Below are 17,117 nucleotides of genomic sequence, written 5' to 3'. Positions count from 1 at the left end.
AATCACGGGAGTAAAGACAGATGAGCATGCAAGATCCCATCGCGGATATGCTGACCCGTATCCGTAACGGTCAGGCCGCGAATAAAGTTGCGGTCACCATGCCTTCCTCCAAGCTGAAAGTGGCAATTGCCAAGGTGCTGAAGGAAGAAGGTTATATTGAAGATTATAAAATTGAAGGCGACACCAAGCCAGAGCTGGAATTAGTACTGAAATACTTCCAGGGCAAGGCTGTTGTAGAAAGTATTCAGCGTGTAAGCCGACCAAGTCTGCGCATCTATAAGAAAAAAGATGAGCTGCCACAAGTTATGGCTGGTTTGGGTATCGCTGTTGTTTCTACCTCTAAAGGTGTAATGACTGATCGTGCAGCTCGCCAAGCTGGTCTTGGTGGCGAGATTCTCTGCTACGTAGCTTAATTCGGGAGGAAAGAATGTCTCGTGTTGCAAAAGCACCCGTCGTTATTCCTACCGACGTAGAGGTAAAACTCGACGGTCAGGTTATTTCGATTAAGGGTAAAAACGGCGAGTTGAGTCGTACAATCCACAGCGCAGTTGAAGTTAAGCATGCAGATAATCAACTGACCTTCGCTCCACGCGATGGTTATGTTGATGGTTGGGCACAGGCGGGTACAACGCGTTCTTTGCTGAATGCTATGGTTATCGGTGTTACCGAAGGCTTCACTAAGAAGCTTCAACTGGTAGGTGTTGGTTATCGTGCAGCAGTCAAAGGCAATGTTATCAACATGTCTCTGGGCTTCTCACATCCAGTTGACCACGAACTGCCAGCAGGCATTACTGCAGAATGTCCGTCACAAACTGAAATCGTACTAAAGGGTGCTGATAAACAGGTAATCGGTCAGGTTGCGGCAGAACTGCGTGCCTATCGTCGTCCTGAGCCTTATAAAGGTAAGGGTGTTCGTTACGCCGACGAAGTCGTGCGTATCAAAGAGGCTAAGAAGAAGTAAGGTAACACTATGGATAAGAAAGCAGCTCGTATCCGTCGTGCGACCCGCGCACGCCGCAAGCTCCAGGAACTGGGTGCAACTCGCCTGGTGGTACATCGTACCCCTCGCCATATTTATGCGCAGGTTATCGCACCAAACGGTTCTGAAACTTTGGTGGCAGCTTCTACTACAGAAAAAGCTATCAATGAACAACTGAAATACACTGGAAATAAAGAAGCAGCAGCAGCAGTTGGCAAGGCAATTGCTGAACGTGCATTGGAAAAAGGTATTAAAGATGTATCCTTTGACCGCTCTGGTTTCCAATATCATGGTCGAGTCCAGGCACTGGCAGATGCTGCCCGTGAAGCTGGCCTTCAGTTCTAAGGTAGAGGTGTAAGATGGCTCACATCGAAAAACAAGCTGGCGAACTGCAGGAAAAGCTGATTGCGGTAAATCGCGTATCTAAAACCGTAAAAGGTGGCCGGATTTTCAGCTTTACCGCACTGACTGTTGTAGGTGATGGTAATGGTCGCGTTGGTTTTGGCTACGGCAAAGCACGCGAAGTTCCGGCAGCAATCCAGAAAGCGATGGAAAAAGCCCGTCGCAATATGAAAATCGTCGCATTGAACAGCGGCACTTTATATCACCCAGTAAAAGGTGCACACACTGGTTCCCGTGTGTTCATGCAGCCTGCTCACGAAGGTACTGGTATCATCGCAGGCGGTGCTATGCGTGCTGTTTTGGAGGTGGCTGGTGTTCGTAACGTACTGGCTAAAACCTATGGTTCCACCAACCCTATTAATGTGGTTCGTGCAACTCTGGATGCTTTAGACAGCATGAAGTCTCCAGAAATGGTCGCAGCTAAGCGTGGTAAATCCGTCGAAGAAATTCTGGGGTAATGGCCATGGCTAAGACTATTAAAGTAACACAGATTCGCAGTTCAATCGGCCGTCTGCCTAAACATAAGGCAACTTTGGTTGGTTTAGGTCTGCGTCGTATCGGTCATACAGTAGAGCGTGAAGATACTCCTGCTATACGTGGTATGATCAACTTGGTTTCCTATATGGTTAAAGTTGAGGAGTAACAGATGCGCTTAAATACTCTGTCTCCGGCTGATGGTTCCAAGCATGCGCCTAAACGTGTAGGTCGTGGTATTGGTTCTGGCCTGGGTAAAACCGGTGGCCGTGGTCACAAGGGTCAGAAGTCTCGTTCTGGCGGTGGCGTACGTCGCGGTTTTGAAGGTGGTCAGATGCCTTTGTACCGTCGTTTGCCAAAATTTGGCTTTACTTCACGTAAGGCGATGGTCACAGCAGAAGTTCGTTTGTCTGATTTTGCTGCCGTTGAAGGCGATATTATCGATCTGAACGCATTGAAAGCAGCTAACATTGTTGGCACTCAAATTGAATTTGCGAAAGTTATTCTTTCTGGCGAAATCAATCGTGCAGTAACTGTGCGTGGCCTTCGTGTTACTAAGGGCGCTCGTGCTGCAATTGAAGCTGCTGGCGGTAAAATTGAGGAATAAGTAACAGATGGCTAAACAACCAGGATTAGATTTCCAAAGTGCTAAAGGTGGACTAGGCGAGCTGAAACGTAGGCTGTTGTTTGTTATTGGCGCGTTAATTGTTTTCCGTATTGGTTCTTTTATTCCTATCCCTGGTATTGATGCCACTGTGCTTGCCAAATTGCTCGAACAGCAAAGGGGCACCATCATTGAAATGTTTAACATGTTCTCTGGTGGTGCTTTAAGTCGTGCTTCTATCTTTGCACTGGGGATAATGCCGTATATTTCTGCGTCTATTATTATTCAGTTGTTGACGGTGGTTCATCCAACGTTGGCAGAGATTAAGAAGGAAGGGGAAGCTGGTCGTCGTAAGATTAGCCAGTATACTCGCTATGGTACTTTAGTGCTGGCTATATTCCAGTCAATCGGTATTGCTACTGGTTTGCCGAATATGCCAGGAATGCAGGGGCTGGTGATCAATCCAGGGTTTGCTTTCTACTTCACGGCTGTTGTGAGCCTAGTTACTGGGACTATGTTCCTAATGTGGTTGGGTGAGCAGATTACTGAGCGTGGTATTGGAAACGGTATCTCTATCATAATCTTTGCTGGTATTGTTGCGGGTTTGCCGCCGGCCATTGGCCATACCATTGAGCAAGCTCGGCAAGGCGATCTGCACTTCCTCCTGTTGCTGTTGGTTGCAGTGTTAGTGTTTGCAGTAACTTTCTTCGTTGTTTTCATGGAGCGTGGCCAACGACGTATCGTTGTTAACTATGCAAAACGTCAACAGGGTCGCCGAGTTTATGCTGCACAGAGCACACATTTACCGTTGAAAGTGAATATGGCTGGGGTTATCCCTGCAATTTTTGCTTCCAGCATTATTCTGTTCCCTGGTACCATAGCTTCCTGGTTTGGGGGAGGAACTGGTTGGAACTGGCTGACTACTATTTCAATGTACTTGCAGCCTGGGCAACCGCTTTATGTGTTACTCTACGCGTCTGCAATCATCTTCTTCTGTTTTTTCTATACTGCGTTGGTTTTCAACCCGAGAGAAACAGCAGATAACCTGAAGAAGTCCGGTGCATTTGTACCAGGAATTCGTCCGGGAGAGCAAACAGCCAAGTACATTGATAAGGTAATGACACGCCTAACTTTAGTTGGTGCGATGTATATTACTTTTATCTGCTTAATCCCGGAGTTCATGCGTGATGCGATGAAGGTGCCATTTTATTTTGGCGGTACTTCGCTACTCATTGTAGTTGTAGTCATCATGGACTTTATGGCTCAAGTGCAAACTCTGATGATGTCAAGTCAGTATGAGTCTGCATTGAAGAAGGCAAATCTTAAAGGTTATAACCGTTAATTGGTTTGCTTGAGAAGTTACGGAGAGTAAAAATGAAAGTTCGTGCTTCCGTCAAGAAATTATGTCGTAACTGTAAAATCGTTAAGCGTAATGGTATCGTTCGCGTGATTTGTAGTGCAGAGCCTAAGCATAAACAACGCCAAGGCTGATAAAATAGCATATTTTTCTTGCAAAGTCGGTTTGAGCTGGCTAAATTAGCCAGCCAATCTTTTTTATATCACAGCAACACTATTTGAGTATCCTGAAAACGGGCTTTTCAGAATGGTGTTGCGGTAAATAAATAATTTAGGAGTGCATAGTGGCCCGTATAGCAGGCATTAACATTCCTGATCAGAAGCATACCGTAATCGCTTTAACATCGATCTACGGAATTGGTAAAACTCGCTCCCAAGCCATTTGTGCTGCGGCGGGTATTGCTGAACATGTTAAGATCAGCGAGCTGTCTGAAGAGCAAATTGATAAGCTGCGTGACGAAGTTGCCAAATACGTTGTAGAAGGCGATTTGCGTCGTGAAGTAACCCTGAGCATCAAACGTCTGATGGATCTTGGTACTTATCGTGGTTTACGTCACCGTCGTGGTCTACCTGTTCGCGGCCAGCGTACTAAGACCAACGCACGTACCCGTAAGGGTCCACGTAAGCCGATCAAGAAATAATCGGGGTATTGTATAATGGCAAAAGCACCTATTCGTGCACGTAAGCGTGTAAGAAAGCAAGTCTCTGACGGTGTGGCTCATATCCATGCTTCTTTCAACAACACCATCGTGACCATTACTGACCGCCAGGGTAATGCCTTGGGTTGGGCAACTGCTGGTGGTTCCGGTTTCCGTGGTTCTCGTAAATCTACTCCGTTTGCAGCTCAGGTTGCAGCAGAGCGCTGTGCTGAAGCAGTGAAAGAATACGGAATTAAGAACCTGGAAGTTATGGTTAAAGGACCTGGTCCTGGCCGCGAGTCAACTATTCGAGCGTTAAATGCGGCAGGTTTCCGCATTACTAACATTACTGATGTGACTCCGATCCCTCATAACGGTTGTCGTCCACCTAAAAAACGTCGCGTTTAATAGCGTTTACTTTTTTAGGTTCGATTGGAGAAAGAAAATGGCAAGATATTTGGGTCCTAAGCTCAAGCTGAGCCGTCGCGAGGGTACAGATCTATTCCTGAAGTCTGGCGTTCGCGCGATTGACACCAAGTGTAAATTAGAGCAAGCACCTGGGCAGCATGGCGCACGTAAACCGCGTCTGTCTGACTACGGTGTGCAGTTACGTGAGAAACAAAAAGTTCGTCGTATTTACGGTGTTCTAGAGCGTCAATTCCGTAACTATTATAAAGAAGCAACTCGTCTGAAAGGCAACACAGGCGAAAACCTGCTGAGTTTGCTGGAAGGTCGTCTGGACAACGTTGTTTACCGTATGGGTTTCGGGGCGACTCGTGCTGAATCACGCCAAATGGTAAGCCATAAGGCTATCATGGTAAATGGCCGCGTTGTTAACATCGCTTCTTATCAGGTATCCCCGAATGACGTAGTCAGCGTTCGCGAAAAATCGAAAAAGCAGTCTCGTATCAAGGCGGCTTTAGAGCTGGCTGAGCAGCGTGAGAAACCAACTTGGTTGGAGGTTGATGCTGTGAAGATGGAAGGTGTGTTCAAACGTATTCCAGAACGTGCCGATCTGTCTGCTGACATCAACGAACACCTGATCGTCGAGCTTTACTCTAAGTAAAGCTTAGCACCAAAGAGAGGACACAATGCAGGGTTCTGTGACAGAGTTTCTAAAACCGCGCCTGGTTGATATCGAGCAAGTCAGTTCGACGCACGCCAAGGTGACCCTTGAGCCATTAGAGCGTGGTTTTGGCCATACTCTTGGTAACGCACTGCGCCGTATTCTGCTTTCGTCTATGCCGGGTTGTGCGGTGACTGAGGTTGAGATTGATGGTGTACTGCATGAGTACAGCACCAAAGAAGGTGTACAGGAAGATATCCTGGAGATTCTCCTCAACCTGAAAGGGCTGGCGGTAAGAGTTCAGGGAAAAGATGAAGTTATTCTTACCTTGAATAAGTCTGGCATTGGCCCTGTGACTGCAGCCGACATTATCCACGACGGAGATGTCGAAATCGTCAAGCCGCAACATGTAATCTGCCACCTGACTGACGAAACTGCTTCTATAAGCATGCGCATTAAAGTTCAGCGTGGTCGAGGTTATGTGCCGGCTTCTGCCCGGATTCATTCGGAAGAAGATGAGCGCCCTATTGGTCGTTTGTTAGTAGACGCTTGTTATAGCCCAGTAGAGCGTATTGCCTACAATGTTGAAGCAGCGCGTGTAGAACAACGTACCGATTTGGACAAGTTGGTTATCGAGATGGAAACTAACGGTACAATCGATCCTGAAGAGGCGATTCGCCGTGCAGCTACTATTTTGGCTGAACAGCTGGAAGCTTTTGTTGATTTACGTGATGTACGTCAGCCAGAAGTAAAAGAGGAGAAGCCAGAGTTTGATCCGATCCTGCTGCGCCCTGTTGACGATCTGGAATTGACTGTCCGCTCTGCTAACTGTCTTAAGGCAGAAACTATCCACTACATCGGTGATTTGGTACAGCGTACCGAGGTTGAGTTGCTTAAGACACCTAACCTGGGTAAAAAATCTCTTACAGAGATCAAAGACGTACTGGCTTCACGTGGCTTATCTCTGGGCATGCGCTTAGAAAACTGGCCACCAGCAAGTATTGCTGATGAATAACTAGATCACAGGTTAAGGTTTTACTGAGAAGGATAAGGTCATGCGCCATCGTAAGAGTGGTCGTCAATTGAACCGCAACAGCAGCCATCGCCAAGCTATGTTCCGCAATATGGCAGGTTCTTTGGTCCGTCATGAAATCATCAAGACGACTCTGCCTAAAGCGAAAGAACTGCGTCGTGTCGTTGAGCCGCTGATTACTCTTGCCAAGATCGACAGCGTAGCTAATCGTCGTCTGGCATTCGCCCGTACTCGTGACAACGAAATCGTGGCAAAACTGTTTAATGAGCTGGGCCCGCGTTTTGCGAACCGCGCAGGTGGTTACACTCGTATTCTTAAGTGTGGCTTCCGTGCTGGTGACAATGCTCCGATGGCATACATCGAGCTTGTTGACCGTGCTACTGAACCTCAAACAGAAGTTGCGACTACGGAGTAATCTGTAGGGGCATATAAAAGAACCGGGTTTATCCCGGTTTTTTTACGCTTGCATATATGAATCTCTAACTTATTTTTTTTCATCCTGCTATGCTGATATCTCGAACAATGTTATCTATTGTAGGAGATATAAAGATGTATCGTATTGGTCAACTGGCTAAATTAGCGAATGTAACTCCTGATACTGTGCGCTTCTATGAAAAACAAGGAATGATGGAACATCAGAACCGTACTGAAGGAGGGTATAGACTTTATACAGAGCAAGATTTACAGCGCCTTCGGTTTATACGTTATGCTAAGCAATTGGGGTTTACATTGGAAGCTATTACAGAATTATTGTCTATTCGTGTAGATCCAGCCCATCATACTTGTGAAGAGTCAAAGCAAATTGTAGATTCTAGGTTAATGGAAGTGGAGGAAAAACTTCTTGAAATGCGAAAAATGCGTGATTCACTTAAGATGTTAAGTGATGCTTGCTGTGGTAGTTCTCATATAAGTATTTATTGTTCTATTCTTGAAACTTTAGAACAAGGTGCTTTAAATAAGAAATAAGAAATAAGAAATAAGAAATAAGAAATAAGAAATAAGAAATTTTTCTTTATTATTGAAAATTCAGAGAGTACAATCGCTATGTTTGTAGATGAATTAATATGATAGAGGTATATGATGATTACATATCACCATAAGAAAGGTGTAATAAAGGATAATGCTCTAGAAGCTCTATTACGTGATCCACTGTTTAAACAACGAGTTGAAAAAAATAAAAAAGGAAAAGGAAGTTACCAGAGGAAAGAAAAACATAGCAAAGCAAGTAGCTGGGAGACCAGTGGTAAGGGGTCATTAGATTCTTTACTACTGGTCTTTTAGTTCCTACTTTTCAGTAAGCTACGAATTTCTAATAATAATTTTGTTTCGGTAATTGGGAGTATCTGATATAATTCCAATTTCCTTTTACTAAATGATCTGTGTATTAGTTTCATTGTGTAGAAAAATAGTGAATGATGGTACGGTGTTCTTTTAAAATCATATCGATGCTGACGTCAGCAGCTAAATTGTCAAAATTACCTTTCATAGTAAATTCATAAACTGATTTAAAAGCTTCATGACACTCTTCTAATTAAAACATACCAAGTTGTATCAGTTATTGTGTTCGAATTATATGACTGATGTATAATGATTTCTTTGGCTTTTAAAGGAAAAAAGGGCTTGGCTGGAATAGTTTCTCTACTTCGGGGACAAATTTCTTATCTGTAATAAACATAATTACATGATCTCCTTGTTCGATCACACTGTAATCACTAGCAATAATGACTTCGTCACCGCGGGCTATTGCACTAATTGTAGTGCCTGGTGGTAATTTAATATCACCGACAGTTCGACCAACAACCTTTGACGTATTTTCATCCCCATGAGCAATCGCTTCGATAGCTTCGGCCACTCCACGACGTAATGAGGAAACGCTTACAATATCTGCTTTGCGAACATGACCTAGCAGAGCGGAAATCGTCGCTTGTTGTGGAGAGATTGCAATATCAATGACACCACCTTGTACTAAATCGACATATGCACCACGTTGAATGAGAACCATGGCTTTTTTAGCACCCATGCGTTTGGCAAGCATTGCAGACATGATATTTGCCTCGTCATCGTTGGTTAGAGCAATAAATACATCAACTTGTTCTATATGTTCTTCAGCTAATAACTCTTGATCGGAGGCATCCCCATAGAAAACAATGGTATCATGTAATAATTCGGCTAGTTCTATAGCTCTTTGCTGATTTCGTTCAATTAATTTAACCCTGTAATCTTTTTCTAGACGTAGTGCAAGACCAGCTCCCACATTACCACCACCTACAATCATAATACGTTTGTAGGGTTTTTCTAAACGTTGAAGCTCACTCATTACAGCACGAATATGTTGTGATGCAGCTACAAAGAAAACTTCGTCACCGGCTTCAATAATTGTAGAACCTTGAGGTCTTATTGGTCGATCCTGACGAAATATTGCTGCAACTCTGGTATTAATATGCGGCATGTGCTCACGAAGTGAGGAAAGTGCATTTCCTACAAGTGAGCCTCCATAATAAGCTTTTACTGCAACAATGCTTACTCGGCCTTCGGCAAAGTTAACGACTTGTAAGGCACCAGGATATTGAATTAGTTTATAAATATAATCTATGACAAGTTGTTCTGGTGAAATAAGATAATCAATAGGAATATCATTAGGCAGAAAAAGTTTATCTGCTTCACGAATATATTCTGCTGCGCGTATTCGCGCAACTTTGTTTGGGGTGTTGAATAAGGAATAAGCAATTTGGCATGCAATCATGTTAGTTTCGTCAGAATTAGTTACAGCAACTAACATATCAGCATCTTCAGCACCAGCTTCTCTTAATACTCTGGGGTAAGAACCATGACCATTGACTACTCTGAGATCGAATTTATCCTGTAGTTGGTGTAGACGATTGGGATCAGTATCGACTATGGTGATATCGTTATTTTCACCTACCAGATTTTCAGCTAATGTACCGCCAACTTGACCAGCACCAAGAATAATTATTTTCATAGTATTTTCTAACTTATTGCAAAAAAATAATTATCTCTATAAATTGTAGAGATATATTACTGTTTAGTTAATCGAGCGTAAAAGAAACCATCACCACCATTTAACTCAGGTATTATTTGTTTTCCCAGACAATCATTTGTCTCTGTTCCCGCGAGTTTTGCATCTGAGTGGCGTTTTAAAAACGAGCTGATTTGCTGGCAATTTTCATCTGGTAGAATAGAACAGGTTGCATATACTAGTGTTCCGTTTTTCTTTAAATATGGCCAGATTGCATCAAGAATCTCAGATTGCAATTGAACTAATTGAGCAATATCTTCCTCGCGGCGTAACCACTTGATATCAGGATGGCGACGGATTACTCCTGTTGCTGAACACGGTGCATCCAAAAGAATGCGGTCGAATTGCAGGTTTTCTGCCCAATGTTCAGGGTGGCGTCCATCACCGGTTTTTACTATAGCGTGGCAGTTAAGGCGTTGGAGATTTTCTTTTACTCGTTTGATTCTTTGCTCATCAATATCTACCGCTACTACTTGAGATTCTGGTGCTATTTCGAGGATATATGTTGTTTTCCCTCCTGGTGCTGCACAAAGATCGAGAATTTTCTCTCCATTAATGGGTTTTAGTAACTCGACACACTCTTGTGCGGATAAATCTTGGACAGTGACCCAACCTTTATCAAATCCAGGTAATATTGTTACAGGGCAAGGGGAAATTATGCGGATAGCAGAAGGTGATTCGGGCGCTGGTTCTGCATCAATTCCTGATTTATGAAGAAGAGTGAGATATTCATCCCGACTATGGTATATACGATTAACTCGTAACCACATAGGGGGTTTCTTATTATTAGCATCAATAAGTTGTTGCCATTGTTGTGGATAGGCTTTTTGGATTCGAGTTAATAGCCATTCTGGGTGTAAGTGGTGGCTAGGATTATTTTGTGTACATTCCATTAACTGTAGCTGTTGTCTCTGAAATTGGCGAAGAACGCCATTAATTAACCCTTTCAATTGAGAATGCTTCAGAGTTACGGCTCCGTTTACTGTTTCAGCAAGTGCGGCATGGGCTGGAATACGAGTATAGGCAAGTTGGTATATCCCAACCATAAGCAGGTAATGAAGAATACGTTGTTTACCTTTTAATGGTTTTGCCATTAGTTGACCTATTATCCACTCTAGCTGTGGTAATACGCGTAACACTCCGAAAGATAATTCCTGTAACAAGGGTTTGTCTTTATCAGTTATATTTTGTTGCAGTTTGGGTAAGACTGTACTGAGAGATTGTCCTTGATCCAGAACTTGATTGATTGCTTTTGCGGTGATACTTCGCAGATTATATGTGTTTTTCATAGTTAAAAGAGCTGACAAAAGCCAGCATTAAGAGAAAGTTTGTGAGAGAGCTTACAGTATAAAATAGTATTCAGTTGATTTTATTGCCTGGCGTAAACCATTCACGTTTAGAATTAAGTAGATTTGCTGCTGACATTGCTTTTTTACCGGCAGGTTGTAATTGTGTAATATTCAGAATTCCATCAGCAGTAGCAATATAAATACCTTCTTTGTCTGCTTTTAATACAGTTCCTGGTTCTACTGAAGTTTGTTCTTCAATGGCTTCTGCTTTCCAAACTTTAATAGGTTGTCCTTCCATCTCGAAAAAGCTCATGGGCCAGGGATTAAATGCGCGAATACAACGTTCAAGGTGGGCTGCAGATAGTTCCCAATTTATGCGGGCTTCTTCTTTGCTTAGTTTTTCAGCGTAGGTAACCAAATTTTCGTTTTGAGTTTCAGGTTGACTTTTACCTGATGTTATTAATGATAATGTTTTGAGTAACGCATCTGGCCCAATATTGGCCAGTTTTTCGTATAAACTGGCACTGGTATCCTCAGGTGTAATAGGGCAGCTTGCTTTATATAGCATGTCACCAGTGTCAAGACCTATATCCATTTGCATTATTGTTACGCCTGTTTCTGTATCACCGGCCCAAAGTGAGCGTTGAATAGGGGCTGCACCTCGCCAACGTGGTAGTAGGGAACCATGTACGTTTAGGCAACCTAATTCTGGAATATTTAAAACAACCTTGGGAAGGATCAATCCATAGGCAACAACGATGAGAACATCAGGTTGTTGTTTTAGAATCCATTGTTGGTTTTCTTCTGAGCGTAAAGTAGCTGGCTGAAAAACGGTGATGTTACGTTCCTCTGCCAGTACCTTTACAGGACTGGGTGTCAGTTTTTTACCTCTTCCTGCCGGTCTATCTGGTTGAGTTAGAACGCCAACCACCTCATGCGGAGACATTAACAAAGCCTCTAGATGGCGTGCTGCAAAATCAGGTGTTCCGGCAAAAACAATACGCAAAGAATCAGACACGTTTATTTCCTGTATTAATATAATTTACTTGGTTCGGGCTTTTTGTTTATCCAGTTTTTCTACTTTCTGGCGTATACGTTGGCGTTTCAGTGGAGATAAGTAATCCACAAAAAGTTTACCAATTAAGTGGTCCATCTCATGCTGAATACAAATTGCGAGTAAGCCATCAGCTTGTAATTCAAATGGTTGGCCATTGTAATCTAGGGCTTTGATTTTGACTTTTTCGGCTCGTGGCACCAGTGCTCGTTGTTCAGGAATAGACAAACAGCCCTCTTCGATTCCCGTTTCACCACTTTTTTCCAGTAATTCTGGGTTGATCAGAACGAGACGCTCATTACGTGTTTCTGATACGTCAATAACAACAATACGTTGATGAATATCAACTTGTGTTGCTGCCAAACCGATACCTTCTTCTGCATACATAGTTTCAAACATATCATCAATGATACGTCGAATCTCTGCATCAACTGTTTCAACAGGCGTTGCAATAGTGCGAAGCCGCTCGTCTGGGTAATGTAATACTTGTAATACTGACATATATGTTTAGATCTGCATCCAAAATGTTAATGGTATTCTATGTCTATTCTAGACATTTCCCGTTTAGATTGACAGTATCGATTGCTAATTGAGCAGTTTAGTTTTGTCCGTCAATCTTAGCTAGGATGACAACATGGAAGCTATGGAAGTATGGTTGCGAATGAATATGATTTCTCATTTGGCAACAGAGAGAGCAGCAAATGTTGCAGAAAAATTATTATATTCCGGGAGTCGTTATCTCACTGTGTTGAAAGATAGTGGATTATCGCCAGCACAATGTCTGCAATTTACTAAAGTAAATAAAATCTTATTAGCTTCATGCCTTAAGTGGTTGGAACAGCCAGAGCACCATTTATTGACATATTCTCACCCTTCGTATCCACCTCTATTAAAGCAGATACATACTCCTCCGCTTGTGCTTTTTGTGGCAGGAAAACCAGATATTCTTTTAAAGAAGCAGGTGGCGATGGTAGGGAGCAGGACAGCAAGCTATTATGGTGAGAAATGGGGAAGAATTTTTGCAAGTGAACTAGTTGGATATGGGTTAGTTATTGCTAGTGGTTTAGCTATCGGTATTGATGGTATTTGTCACCGAGCTGCATTGGATAGTGGAGGTAAAACAGTAGCTGTATTAGGTAGTGGGCTTGGTCAGATTTATCCTCATAGACACGGATCATTAGCAAAGCAAATTGAGGAGAATGGTGCTCTTGTTTCTGAGTTTTTTCCGGATACTCCACCACGTGCAAAAAACTTTCCTAAAAGAAATCGGATTATCAGTGGATTAAGCTCAGCAGTGATTGTTGTAGAAGCAGGCCAAAATAGTGGCTCGTTAATTACTGCTCGCTGTGCTCTTGAGCAAGGAAGAGATGTATTTGCATTACCAGGGCTTTTGGGGAGTTCAGTGAGCGAAGGCAATCACTGGTTAATAAAACAAGGTGCATATTTAGCTACAAATGCAATGGATATTGTGGAACATGTTTACAGTTCATTACAATGGTTGAATATGGAAAGAGCGGAGGAAGAAATCAAACTGCAGTTTGAGCAAACTGAGTTGCCATTTACTGATGTGCTAGTTAACGTAGGCGCTGAAGTAACACCTGTTGATATTATTGCTCAGCGTTCTTCATTGCCTATAACTGAGGTCATGACAAAGCTCCTTGAGCTGGAATTACTGGGTAAGGTGACTATGGTTGCTGGTGGTTATGTGCGTGTGAGTTAAATTAACTGAATTTCCAGAGTCCTGTTCAACGTCATATGAGAATGAGTTTTTGAGTGAAAATAGTATGGTAAAAATGGTTCCTTTCTCCACTGATGAAACTAAATATTGCCCTGAATGTGGTTCTGTGTTGGTTATGCGTAATGGTATCCATGGCCCATTTCTTGGATGTTCTGGTTATCCATCATGTCAATATATTCGTCCATTAAAAGGGCAAAGTGATGGTCATGTGGTAAAAGAACTTGAAGGGGAGCTATGTCCCGCGTGTGGAGTCAATTTGATTTTGTGCCAAGGACGTTATGGAATGTTCATTGGCTGTAGTCGTTATCCTGAATGCGAACATACAGAACTAATTGATAAACCGGATGAGACGTTAATATCCTGTCCGCAATGTAAACAAGGACAACTACTCCAAAGGAAATCACGTTTCGGAAAAATTTTCCATGCGTGTAACCGTTACCCTAATTGCCAGTTTGTATTAAATAATAAGCCAATTGAGGGGAAATGTGAGTTTTGTTCTTATTCGTTGTTGGTGGAAAAACGTACATCACAAGGTATAAAGTTATTTTGTGCCAGTAAGTTGTGTGGAAAACGGCAAATAAATTAAGCAGAGTAATAAAATGAGCAATGAAGCATCACCTGCATTTGAGAATGTATTAACTGCATTAAAAGCAGAAAAAGTGATTGCCTATCCGACTGAAGCTGTTTTTGGACTTGGATGTGATCCTGATAGTGAAAAAGCAGTAAATGAACTGCTTATATTAAAGAAGCGTCCTTGGCAGAAAGGGTTGATTCTTATCGCAGATAATTATGAACAATTACAACCATATCTTGATGATAAACTTCTGACAAAAGAGCAAAAAAAAGCTATGTTTGGTTGTTGGCCAGGGCCTGTAACCTGGGTGATTCCTGCCAAATTCAGTGCACCTAAGTGGTTGACAGGGCAATTCACTACCTTGGCTGTCAGAGTTAGTGATCATCCTTTGGTGAAACAGTTATGTACTTTTTATGGGAAACCATTGGTGTCGACCAGTGCAAATTTGAATGGCCTTGAACCATGCAGAACAGCAGAAGAAGTTAGACAACAGTTTGGAGATAAGCTTCCTATATTAAACGGAGGTGTTGGAGGTCGGAAAAACCCTTCAGAAATTCGGGATGCTTTAACTGGCGAGCTTTATCGTCAAGGATAAGGGGAGATAAATATGGATCAATTTGCTGTCTTTGGTAATCCTGTTGCGCATAGTAAATCTCCGCGTATCCATCAGTTATTTGCTAGACAGACAGGTATTGAGCATCGTTATGGGAAAATTCTGGTGCCGATAAGTAAATTTCAAGAGGCATTGGATACATTTCTTAAACAGGGAGGTATAGGAGCCAATATTACTGTGCCATTTAAAGAGCAGGCATTTATTCGGGCAAATGAGTTGACTGAACGGGCAAGACTCAGCGGAGCAGTTAATACTTTAAAATTACTTAATAATCAATTGATTGGTGATAACACGGATGGTATAGGGTTATTAACAGATTTGATGCGACTTGGGTTTATTACTCAAGGGCAACATATTTTAATCATTGGAGCTGGTGGCGCTGCCAGAGGTGTTTTATTTCCATTATTAGAATTTGGTTGTAAAATTACAATTACAAACCGCACGTTTAGTCGCGCTATACAGGTTGCTAATAATTTTTCGGCAATAGGTAATATTTGGCCTGTTGAGATGAAAGCACTTAATAGTCCTGAGTTTGATCTCATTATCAATGCGACTGCATCTGGTATTAATGGTGAGATTCCTACTATATCTCCATTTATGTTTAATGAGAATTGTGTCTGTTATGATATGTTTTACCAGGCTAATTTGACGCCCTTTATTTCCTTTGCCAAGAAGCATGGTGTTTCTCGTTATGCGGATGGGCTGGGGATGTTAGTGGGGCAAGCTGCTCATTCATTTAAATTATGGCATGGTGTATTGCCTGAAATTTCACCTGTGTTGCTAACATTGGAACAGGAGTTACATTCGTGAATCAATCTATCCAATTTCCTGATAGAGAAGAGTGGAGTGAGCAAGAGCAGATAGTCGTTTTTCCCGCATTGGTAAATGGATTGTTGGTTCAATGTGTTATAAGTGCCAAGGAGCTTTTATACCGTTATGGGACGGAAGATCATCATCCACTAAGCCTTTTTCGACAAAATCGTTGGGATATAGAAGAGGAATTCGAATTAGTAATTAATAACGAGGATGATGATCATTTGGGACGTTACATATTACCTTCCTGCAAATAGTTATTTTTCAAGCTAACGTAATGGCTTGCTGAATAACATAGTCCTTTTAATTCTTCGGGTTTTAGTTTTCTGACCTGGCGGGCAGGGCTGCCAATATAAAGGTACCCACTTTCTAATATCTTGCCTGGGGCTACTAGGCTGCCTGCACCAATAATAACGTTATCTTCAATCACTGAACCATCAAGTAGGATGGAGCCCATACCGATGAGTACTTGATTACCGATAGTGCAGCCATGAAGTATAACTTTATGCCCGATAGTGACATCATCTCCCACAATTAAAGGAAAACCATCAGGATTGTCTGTTGTTTTGTGTGTCACATGTAATATAGAGCCATCTTGAATGTTAGTACGTGTACCAATAGATACATAATTAACGTCCCCACGGATGACAACTAAAGGCCATATACTGACATCATCAGCAAGTCTAACATCACCAATGATTACACTAGATGAATCTAGCATAACGTTCTGACCAACTTTGGGCTGAATATCAAGGTAACTGCGTAACGTTTCGGACATGTATACCTCTGATGAAAAAATGGAGATTTACTTTAAATAAGATTTTAGTGAGGAAAATACCAGTATGCAATGAAAGAAACTTGTTGAATAGGGCTATTGTGGTCGAAATTTTACTCAAAAAGAACAAGGATTCGCCTGTTGATGGTGGGTGTGAAAAAAAAGTATTGTATAAAAATCTGAGCTCCCTATAATGCGCCACCACTGACCGACACAACGTTGATAACCATTGTGAGGTCGGGCAGAGAAAAAGCTAACAAGTGCTTGACTCTGCGGGCGAAAAGCGTAGTATACGCAGCCCGGCTGAACGAGAATATCACGTTTTATTTCAGCCTGCTCTTTAACAATTAATCAGACAATCTGTGTGGGCACTCACAAGACCGTATCACAAAAAAATACGTTTTAAAGTCTTGAAGAGTGAACAACAGTTAATTCATTACGAACTAATTAATCAGTGAAATTCTTTGAGCATCAAGCTTTGAATTGAAGAGTTTGATCATGGCTCAGATTGAACGCTGGCGGCAGGCCTAACACATGCAAGTCGAGCGGTAACAGGAAAGTGCTTGCGCTTTTGCTGACGAGCGGCGGACGGGTGAGTAATGTCTGGGGATCTGCCCGAGGGCGGGGGATAACCACTGGAAACGGTGGCTAATACCGCATAATGTCGCGAGA

General features: G+C 42.4%; 25 protein-coding genes and 1 rRNA gene. 21 read left to right on the top strand and 5 right to left on the bottom strand.

Features of this window, described 5'->3' with window-relative positions:
• Nucleotides 1-20: 20 nt before the first annotated feature.
• The 15 genes from rpsH (at nucleotide 21) to CKY02_RS20400 (ending at nucleotide 7,833) form a co-directional block, all read left to right on the top strand.
• Nucleotides 21-413, top strand: a complete 393-nt coding sequence (gene rpsH / locus CKY02_RS20470) for a 30S ribosomal protein S8 (protein ID WP_011148781.1) — start codon at nucleotides 21-23, stop codon at nucleotides 411-413.
• 14 nt (nucleotides 414-427) lie between these two features.
• The gene (gene rplF, locus CKY02_RS20465; RefSeq protein WP_112879444.1) at nucleotides 428-961 is read left to right on the top strand and encodes a 50S ribosomal protein L6; all 534 of its coding nucleotides are present in this window, start codon (nucleotides 428-430) and stop codon (nucleotides 959-961) included.
• 9 nt (nucleotides 962-970) lie between these two features.
• Nucleotides 971-1,324, top strand: a complete 354-nt coding sequence (rplR, locus tag CKY02_RS20460; RefSeq protein ID WP_011148779.1) for a 50S ribosomal protein L18 — start codon at nucleotides 971-973, stop codon at nucleotides 1,322-1,324.
• Nucleotides 1,325-1,338: 14 nt separating this feature from the next.
• The gene (rpsE, locus tag CKY02_RS20455; protein ID WP_112896709.1) at nucleotides 1,339-1,839 is read left to right on the top strand and encodes a 30S ribosomal protein S5; all 501 of its coding nucleotides are present in this window, start codon (nucleotides 1,339-1,341) and stop codon (nucleotides 1,837-1,839) included.
• Between the two features lie 5 nt (nucleotides 1,840-1,844).
• Entirely contained in the window at nucleotides 1,845-2,024 is a 180-nt protein-coding gene (rpmD, locus tag CKY02_RS20450) for a 50S ribosomal protein L30 (protein ID WP_011148777.1), read from the top strand.
• Between the two features lie 3 nt (nucleotides 2,025-2,027).
• Nucleotides 2,028-2,462, top strand: a complete 435-nt coding sequence (gene rplO, locus CKY02_RS20445; RefSeq protein ID WP_112879445.1) for a 50S ribosomal protein L15 — start codon at nucleotides 2,028-2,030, stop codon at nucleotides 2,460-2,462.
• 7 nt (nucleotides 2,463-2,469) lie between these two features.
• The gene (gene secY / locus CKY02_RS20440; protein WP_011148775.1) at nucleotides 2,470-3,801 is read left to right on the top strand and encodes a preprotein translocase subunit SecY; all 1,332 of its coding nucleotides are present in this window, start codon (nucleotides 2,470-2,472) and stop codon (nucleotides 3,799-3,801) included.
• A 32-nt stretch (nucleotides 3,802-3,833) separates the two neighbouring features.
• Complete coding sequence (gene rpmJ, locus CKY02_RS20435; protein WP_012768118.1) at nucleotides 3,834-3,950, top strand: 50S ribosomal protein L36; 117 nt, start codon at nucleotides 3,834-3,836, stop codon at nucleotides 3,948-3,950.
• A gap of 149 nt (nucleotides 3,951-4,099) precedes the next feature.
• On the top strand, nucleotides 4,100-4,456 hold the full coding sequence (rpsM, locus tag CKY02_RS20430; protein WP_011148774.1) for a 30S ribosomal protein S13: 357 nt from the start codon (nucleotides 4,100-4,102) through the stop codon (nucleotides 4,454-4,456).
• Nucleotides 4,457-4,471: 15 nt separating this feature from the next.
• Nucleotides 4,472-4,861 carry a 30S ribosomal protein S11 gene (gene rpsK, locus CKY02_RS20425; protein WP_002919257.1) on the top strand — a complete coding sequence of 130 codons (390 nt, stop codon included), beginning with the start codon at nucleotides 4,472-4,474 and terminating at the stop codon, nucleotides 4,859-4,861.
• A gap of 37 nt (nucleotides 4,862-4,898) precedes the next feature.
• A complete protein-coding gene (gene rpsD / locus CKY02_RS20420) occupies nucleotides 4,899-5,519 on the top strand; it encodes a 30S ribosomal protein S4 (protein WP_011148773.1) in 621 nt (206 codons plus the stop codon).
• A gap of 25 nt (nucleotides 5,520-5,544) precedes the next feature.
• Nucleotides 5,545-6,534, top strand: a complete 990-nt coding sequence (locus CKY02_RS20415) for a DNA-directed RNA polymerase subunit alpha (RefSeq protein ID WP_112879446.1) — start codon at nucleotides 5,545-5,547, stop codon at nucleotides 6,532-6,534.
• A 40-nt stretch (nucleotides 6,535-6,574) separates the two neighbouring features.
• Complete coding sequence (gene rplQ, locus CKY02_RS20410) at nucleotides 6,575-6,967, top strand: 50S ribosomal protein L17 (RefSeq protein WP_112879447.1); 393 nt, start codon at nucleotides 6,575-6,577, stop codon at nucleotides 6,965-6,967.
• A gap of 134 nt (nucleotides 6,968-7,101) precedes the next feature.
• Nucleotides 7,102-7,518 carry a Zn(2+)-responsive transcriptional regulator gene (gene zntR / locus CKY02_RS20405; protein ID WP_011148770.1) on the top strand — a complete coding sequence of 139 codons (417 nt, stop codon included), beginning with the start codon at nucleotides 7,102-7,104 and terminating at the stop codon, nucleotides 7,516-7,518.
• Between the two features lie 114 nt (nucleotides 7,519-7,632).
• Nucleotides 7,633-7,833: an alternative ribosome-rescue factor A gene (locus CKY02_RS20400; RefSeq protein ID WP_011148769.1), complete on the top strand. Its 201-nt coding sequence runs from the start codon at nucleotides 7,633-7,635 to the stop codon at nucleotides 7,831-7,833.
• Nucleotides 7,834-8,155: 322 nt separating this feature from the next.
• Here CKY02_RS20400 and trkA read toward each other — a convergent pair whose 3' ends face one another.
• From trkA to def, 4 genes are all read right to left on the bottom strand, one after another.
• The gene (gene trkA / locus CKY02_RS20395; protein WP_112879448.1) at nucleotides 8,156-9,532 is read right to left on the bottom strand and encodes a Trk system potassium transporter TrkA; all 1,377 of its coding nucleotides are present in this window, start codon (nucleotides 9,530-9,532) and stop codon (nucleotides 8,156-8,158) included.
• A gap of 56 nt (nucleotides 9,533-9,588) precedes the next feature.
• The gene (gene rsmB / locus CKY02_RS20390) at nucleotides 9,589-10,878 is read right to left on the bottom strand and encodes a 16S rRNA (cytosine(967)-C(5))-methyltransferase RsmB (RefSeq protein WP_112896708.1); all 1,290 of its coding nucleotides are present in this window, start codon (nucleotides 10,876-10,878) and stop codon (nucleotides 9,589-9,591) included.
• 70 nt (nucleotides 10,879-10,948) lie between these two features.
• Nucleotides 10,949-11,896, bottom strand: coding sequence for a methionyl-tRNA formyltransferase (gene fmt, locus CKY02_RS20385; RefSeq protein WP_112896707.1), 948 nt, complete (start codon nucleotides 11,894-11,896; stop codon nucleotides 10,949-10,951).
• A 24-nt stretch (nucleotides 11,897-11,920) separates the two neighbouring features.
• Nucleotides 11,921-12,433, bottom strand: a complete 513-nt coding sequence (gene def, locus CKY02_RS20380) for a peptide deformylase (RefSeq protein ID WP_112896706.1) — start codon at nucleotides 12,431-12,433, stop codon at nucleotides 11,921-11,923.
• Nucleotides 12,434-12,566: 133 nt separating this feature from the next.
• Here def and dprA point away from each other — a divergent pair, with 133 nt between their 5' ends.
• From dprA to CKY02_RS20355, 5 genes are all read left to right on the top strand, one after another.
• Nucleotides 12,567-13,652: a DNA-protecting protein DprA gene (dprA, locus tag CKY02_RS20375; RefSeq protein ID WP_112896705.1), complete on the top strand. Its 1,086-nt coding sequence runs from the start codon at nucleotides 12,567-12,569 to the stop codon at nucleotides 13,650-13,652.
• A 64-nt stretch (nucleotides 13,653-13,716) separates the two neighbouring features.
• On the top strand, nucleotides 13,717-14,256 hold the full coding sequence (locus CKY02_RS20370; RefSeq protein WP_112896704.1) for a topoisomerase DNA-binding C4 zinc finger domain-containing protein: 540 nt from the start codon (nucleotides 13,717-13,719) through the stop codon (nucleotides 14,254-14,256).
• Between the two features lie 13 nt (nucleotides 14,257-14,269).
• Entirely contained in the window at nucleotides 14,270-14,839 is a 570-nt protein-coding gene (gene tsaC / locus CKY02_RS20365) for an L-threonylcarbamoyladenylate synthase type 1 TsaC (RefSeq protein WP_112896703.1), read from the top strand.
• A 12-nt stretch (nucleotides 14,840-14,851) separates the two neighbouring features.
• Nucleotides 14,852-15,667, top strand: coding sequence for a shikimate dehydrogenase (gene aroE / locus CKY02_RS20360; RefSeq protein ID WP_112896702.1), 816 nt, complete (start codon nucleotides 14,852-14,854; stop codon nucleotides 15,665-15,667).
• Nucleotides 15,664-15,927, top strand: a complete 264-nt coding sequence (locus CKY02_RS20355) for a DUF1488 family protein (protein ID WP_112879456.1) — start codon at nucleotides 15,664-15,666, stop codon at nucleotides 15,925-15,927. Before aroE ends, CKY02_RS20355 begins: the two co-directional genes overlap by 4 nt.
• Here the strand turns inward: CKY02_RS20355 and CKY02_RS20350 are convergent.
• Entirely contained in the window at nucleotides 15,903-16,448 is a 546-nt protein-coding gene (locus CKY02_RS20350) for a gamma carbonic anhydrase family protein (RefSeq protein WP_112896701.1), read from the bottom strand. The genes CKY02_RS20355 and CKY02_RS20350 overlap by 25 nt on opposite strands.
• Before the next feature lie 477 nt (nucleotides 16,449-16,925).
• Here CKY02_RS20350 and CKY02_RS20340 point away from each other — a divergent pair.
• Nucleotides 16,926-17,117 (top strand): 16S ribosomal RNA (locus CKY02_RS20340); the annotation flags it as partial.

It is taken from the genome of Photorhabdus bodei (assembly GCF_003287735.1).
Lineage (GTDB): Bacteria > Pseudomonadota > Gammaproteobacteria > Enterobacterales > Enterobacteriaceae > Photorhabdus > Photorhabdus kayaii.
The sequence above is the reverse complement of the archived record's forward strand: the minus strand, read 5'-3'. Positions and strand labels throughout refer to the sequence as shown.

Excerpts from the sequence above, each read along its gene's own strand:
- rpsH (WP_011148781.1), top strand. The coding sequence starts at position 21 with ATGAGCATGCAAGATCCCATCGCGGATATGCTGACCCGTATCCGTAAC.
- rplQ (WP_112879447.1), top strand. The coding sequence starts at position 6,575 with ATGCGCCATCGTAAGAGTGGTCGTCAATTGAACCGCAACAGCAGCCAT.
- dprA (WP_112896705.1), top strand. The coding sequence starts at position 12,567 with ATGGAAGCTATGGAAGTATGGTTGCGAATGAATATGATTTCTCATTTG.
- rpsK (WP_002919257.1), top strand. The coding sequence starts at position 4,472 with ATGGCAAAAGCACCTATTCGTGCACGTAAGCGTGTAAGAAAGCAAGTC.
- rpsE (WP_112896709.1), top strand. The coding sequence starts at position 1,339 with ATGGCTCACATCGAAAAACAAGCTGGCGAACTGCAGGAAAAGCTGATT.
- rplO (WP_112879445.1), top strand. The coding sequence starts at position 2,028 with ATGCGCTTAAATACTCTGTCTCCGGCTGATGGTTCCAAGCATGCGCCT.
- tsaC (WP_112896703.1), top strand. The coding sequence starts at position 14,270 with ATGAGCAATGAAGCATCACCTGCATTTGAGAATGTATTAACTGCATTA.
- secY (WP_011148775.1), top strand. The coding sequence starts at position 2,470 with ATGGCTAAACAACCAGGATTAGATTTCCAAAGTGCTAAAGGTGGACTA.
- rpmD (WP_011148777.1), top strand. The coding sequence starts at position 1,845 with ATGGCTAAGACTATTAAAGTAACACAGATTCGCAGTTCAATCGGCCGT.
- aroE (WP_112896702.1), top strand. The coding sequence starts at position 14,852 with ATGGATCAATTTGCTGTCTTTGGTAATCCTGTTGCGCATAGTAAATCT.
- rpmJ (WP_012768118.1), top strand. The coding sequence starts at position 3,834 with ATGAAAGTTCGTGCTTCCGTCAAGAAATTATGTCGTAACTGTAAAATC.
- CKY02_RS20350 (WP_112896701.1), bottom strand. The coding sequence starts at position 16,448 with ATGTCCGAAACGTTACGCAGTTACCTTGATATTCAGCCCAAAGTTGGT.
- def (WP_112896706.1), bottom strand. The coding sequence starts at position 12,433 with ATGTCAGTATTACAAGTATTACATTACCCAGACGAGCGGCTTCGCACT.
- trkA (WP_112879448.1), bottom strand. The coding sequence starts at position 9,532 with ATGAAAATAATTATTCTTGGTGCTGGTCAAGTTGGCGGTACATTAGCT.
- CKY02_RS20370 (WP_112896704.1), top strand. The coding sequence starts at position 13,717 with ATGGTAAAAATGGTTCCTTTCTCCACTGATGAAACTAAATATTGCCCT.
- CKY02_RS20415 (WP_112879446.1), top strand. The coding sequence starts at position 5,545 with ATGCAGGGTTCTGTGACAGAGTTTCTAAAACCGCGCCTGGTTGATATC.
- rsmB (WP_112896708.1), bottom strand. The coding sequence starts at position 10,878 with ATGAAAAACACATATAATCTGCGAAGTATCACCGCAAAAGCAATCAAT.
- rpsD (WP_011148773.1), top strand. The coding sequence starts at position 4,899 with ATGGCAAGATATTTGGGTCCTAAGCTCAAGCTGAGCCGTCGCGAGGGT.
- rplF (WP_112879444.1), top strand. The coding sequence starts at position 428 with ATGTCTCGTGTTGCAAAAGCACCCGTCGTTATTCCTACCGACGTAGAG.
- CKY02_RS20400 (WP_011148769.1), top strand. The coding sequence starts at position 7,633 with ATGATTACATATCACCATAAGAAAGGTGTAATAAAGGATAATGCTCTA.
- rplR (WP_011148779.1), top strand. The coding sequence starts at position 971 with ATGGATAAGAAAGCAGCTCGTATCCGTCGTGCGACCCGCGCACGCCGC.
- zntR (WP_011148770.1), top strand. The coding sequence starts at position 7,102 with ATGTATCGTATTGGTCAACTGGCTAAATTAGCGAATGTAACTCCTGAT.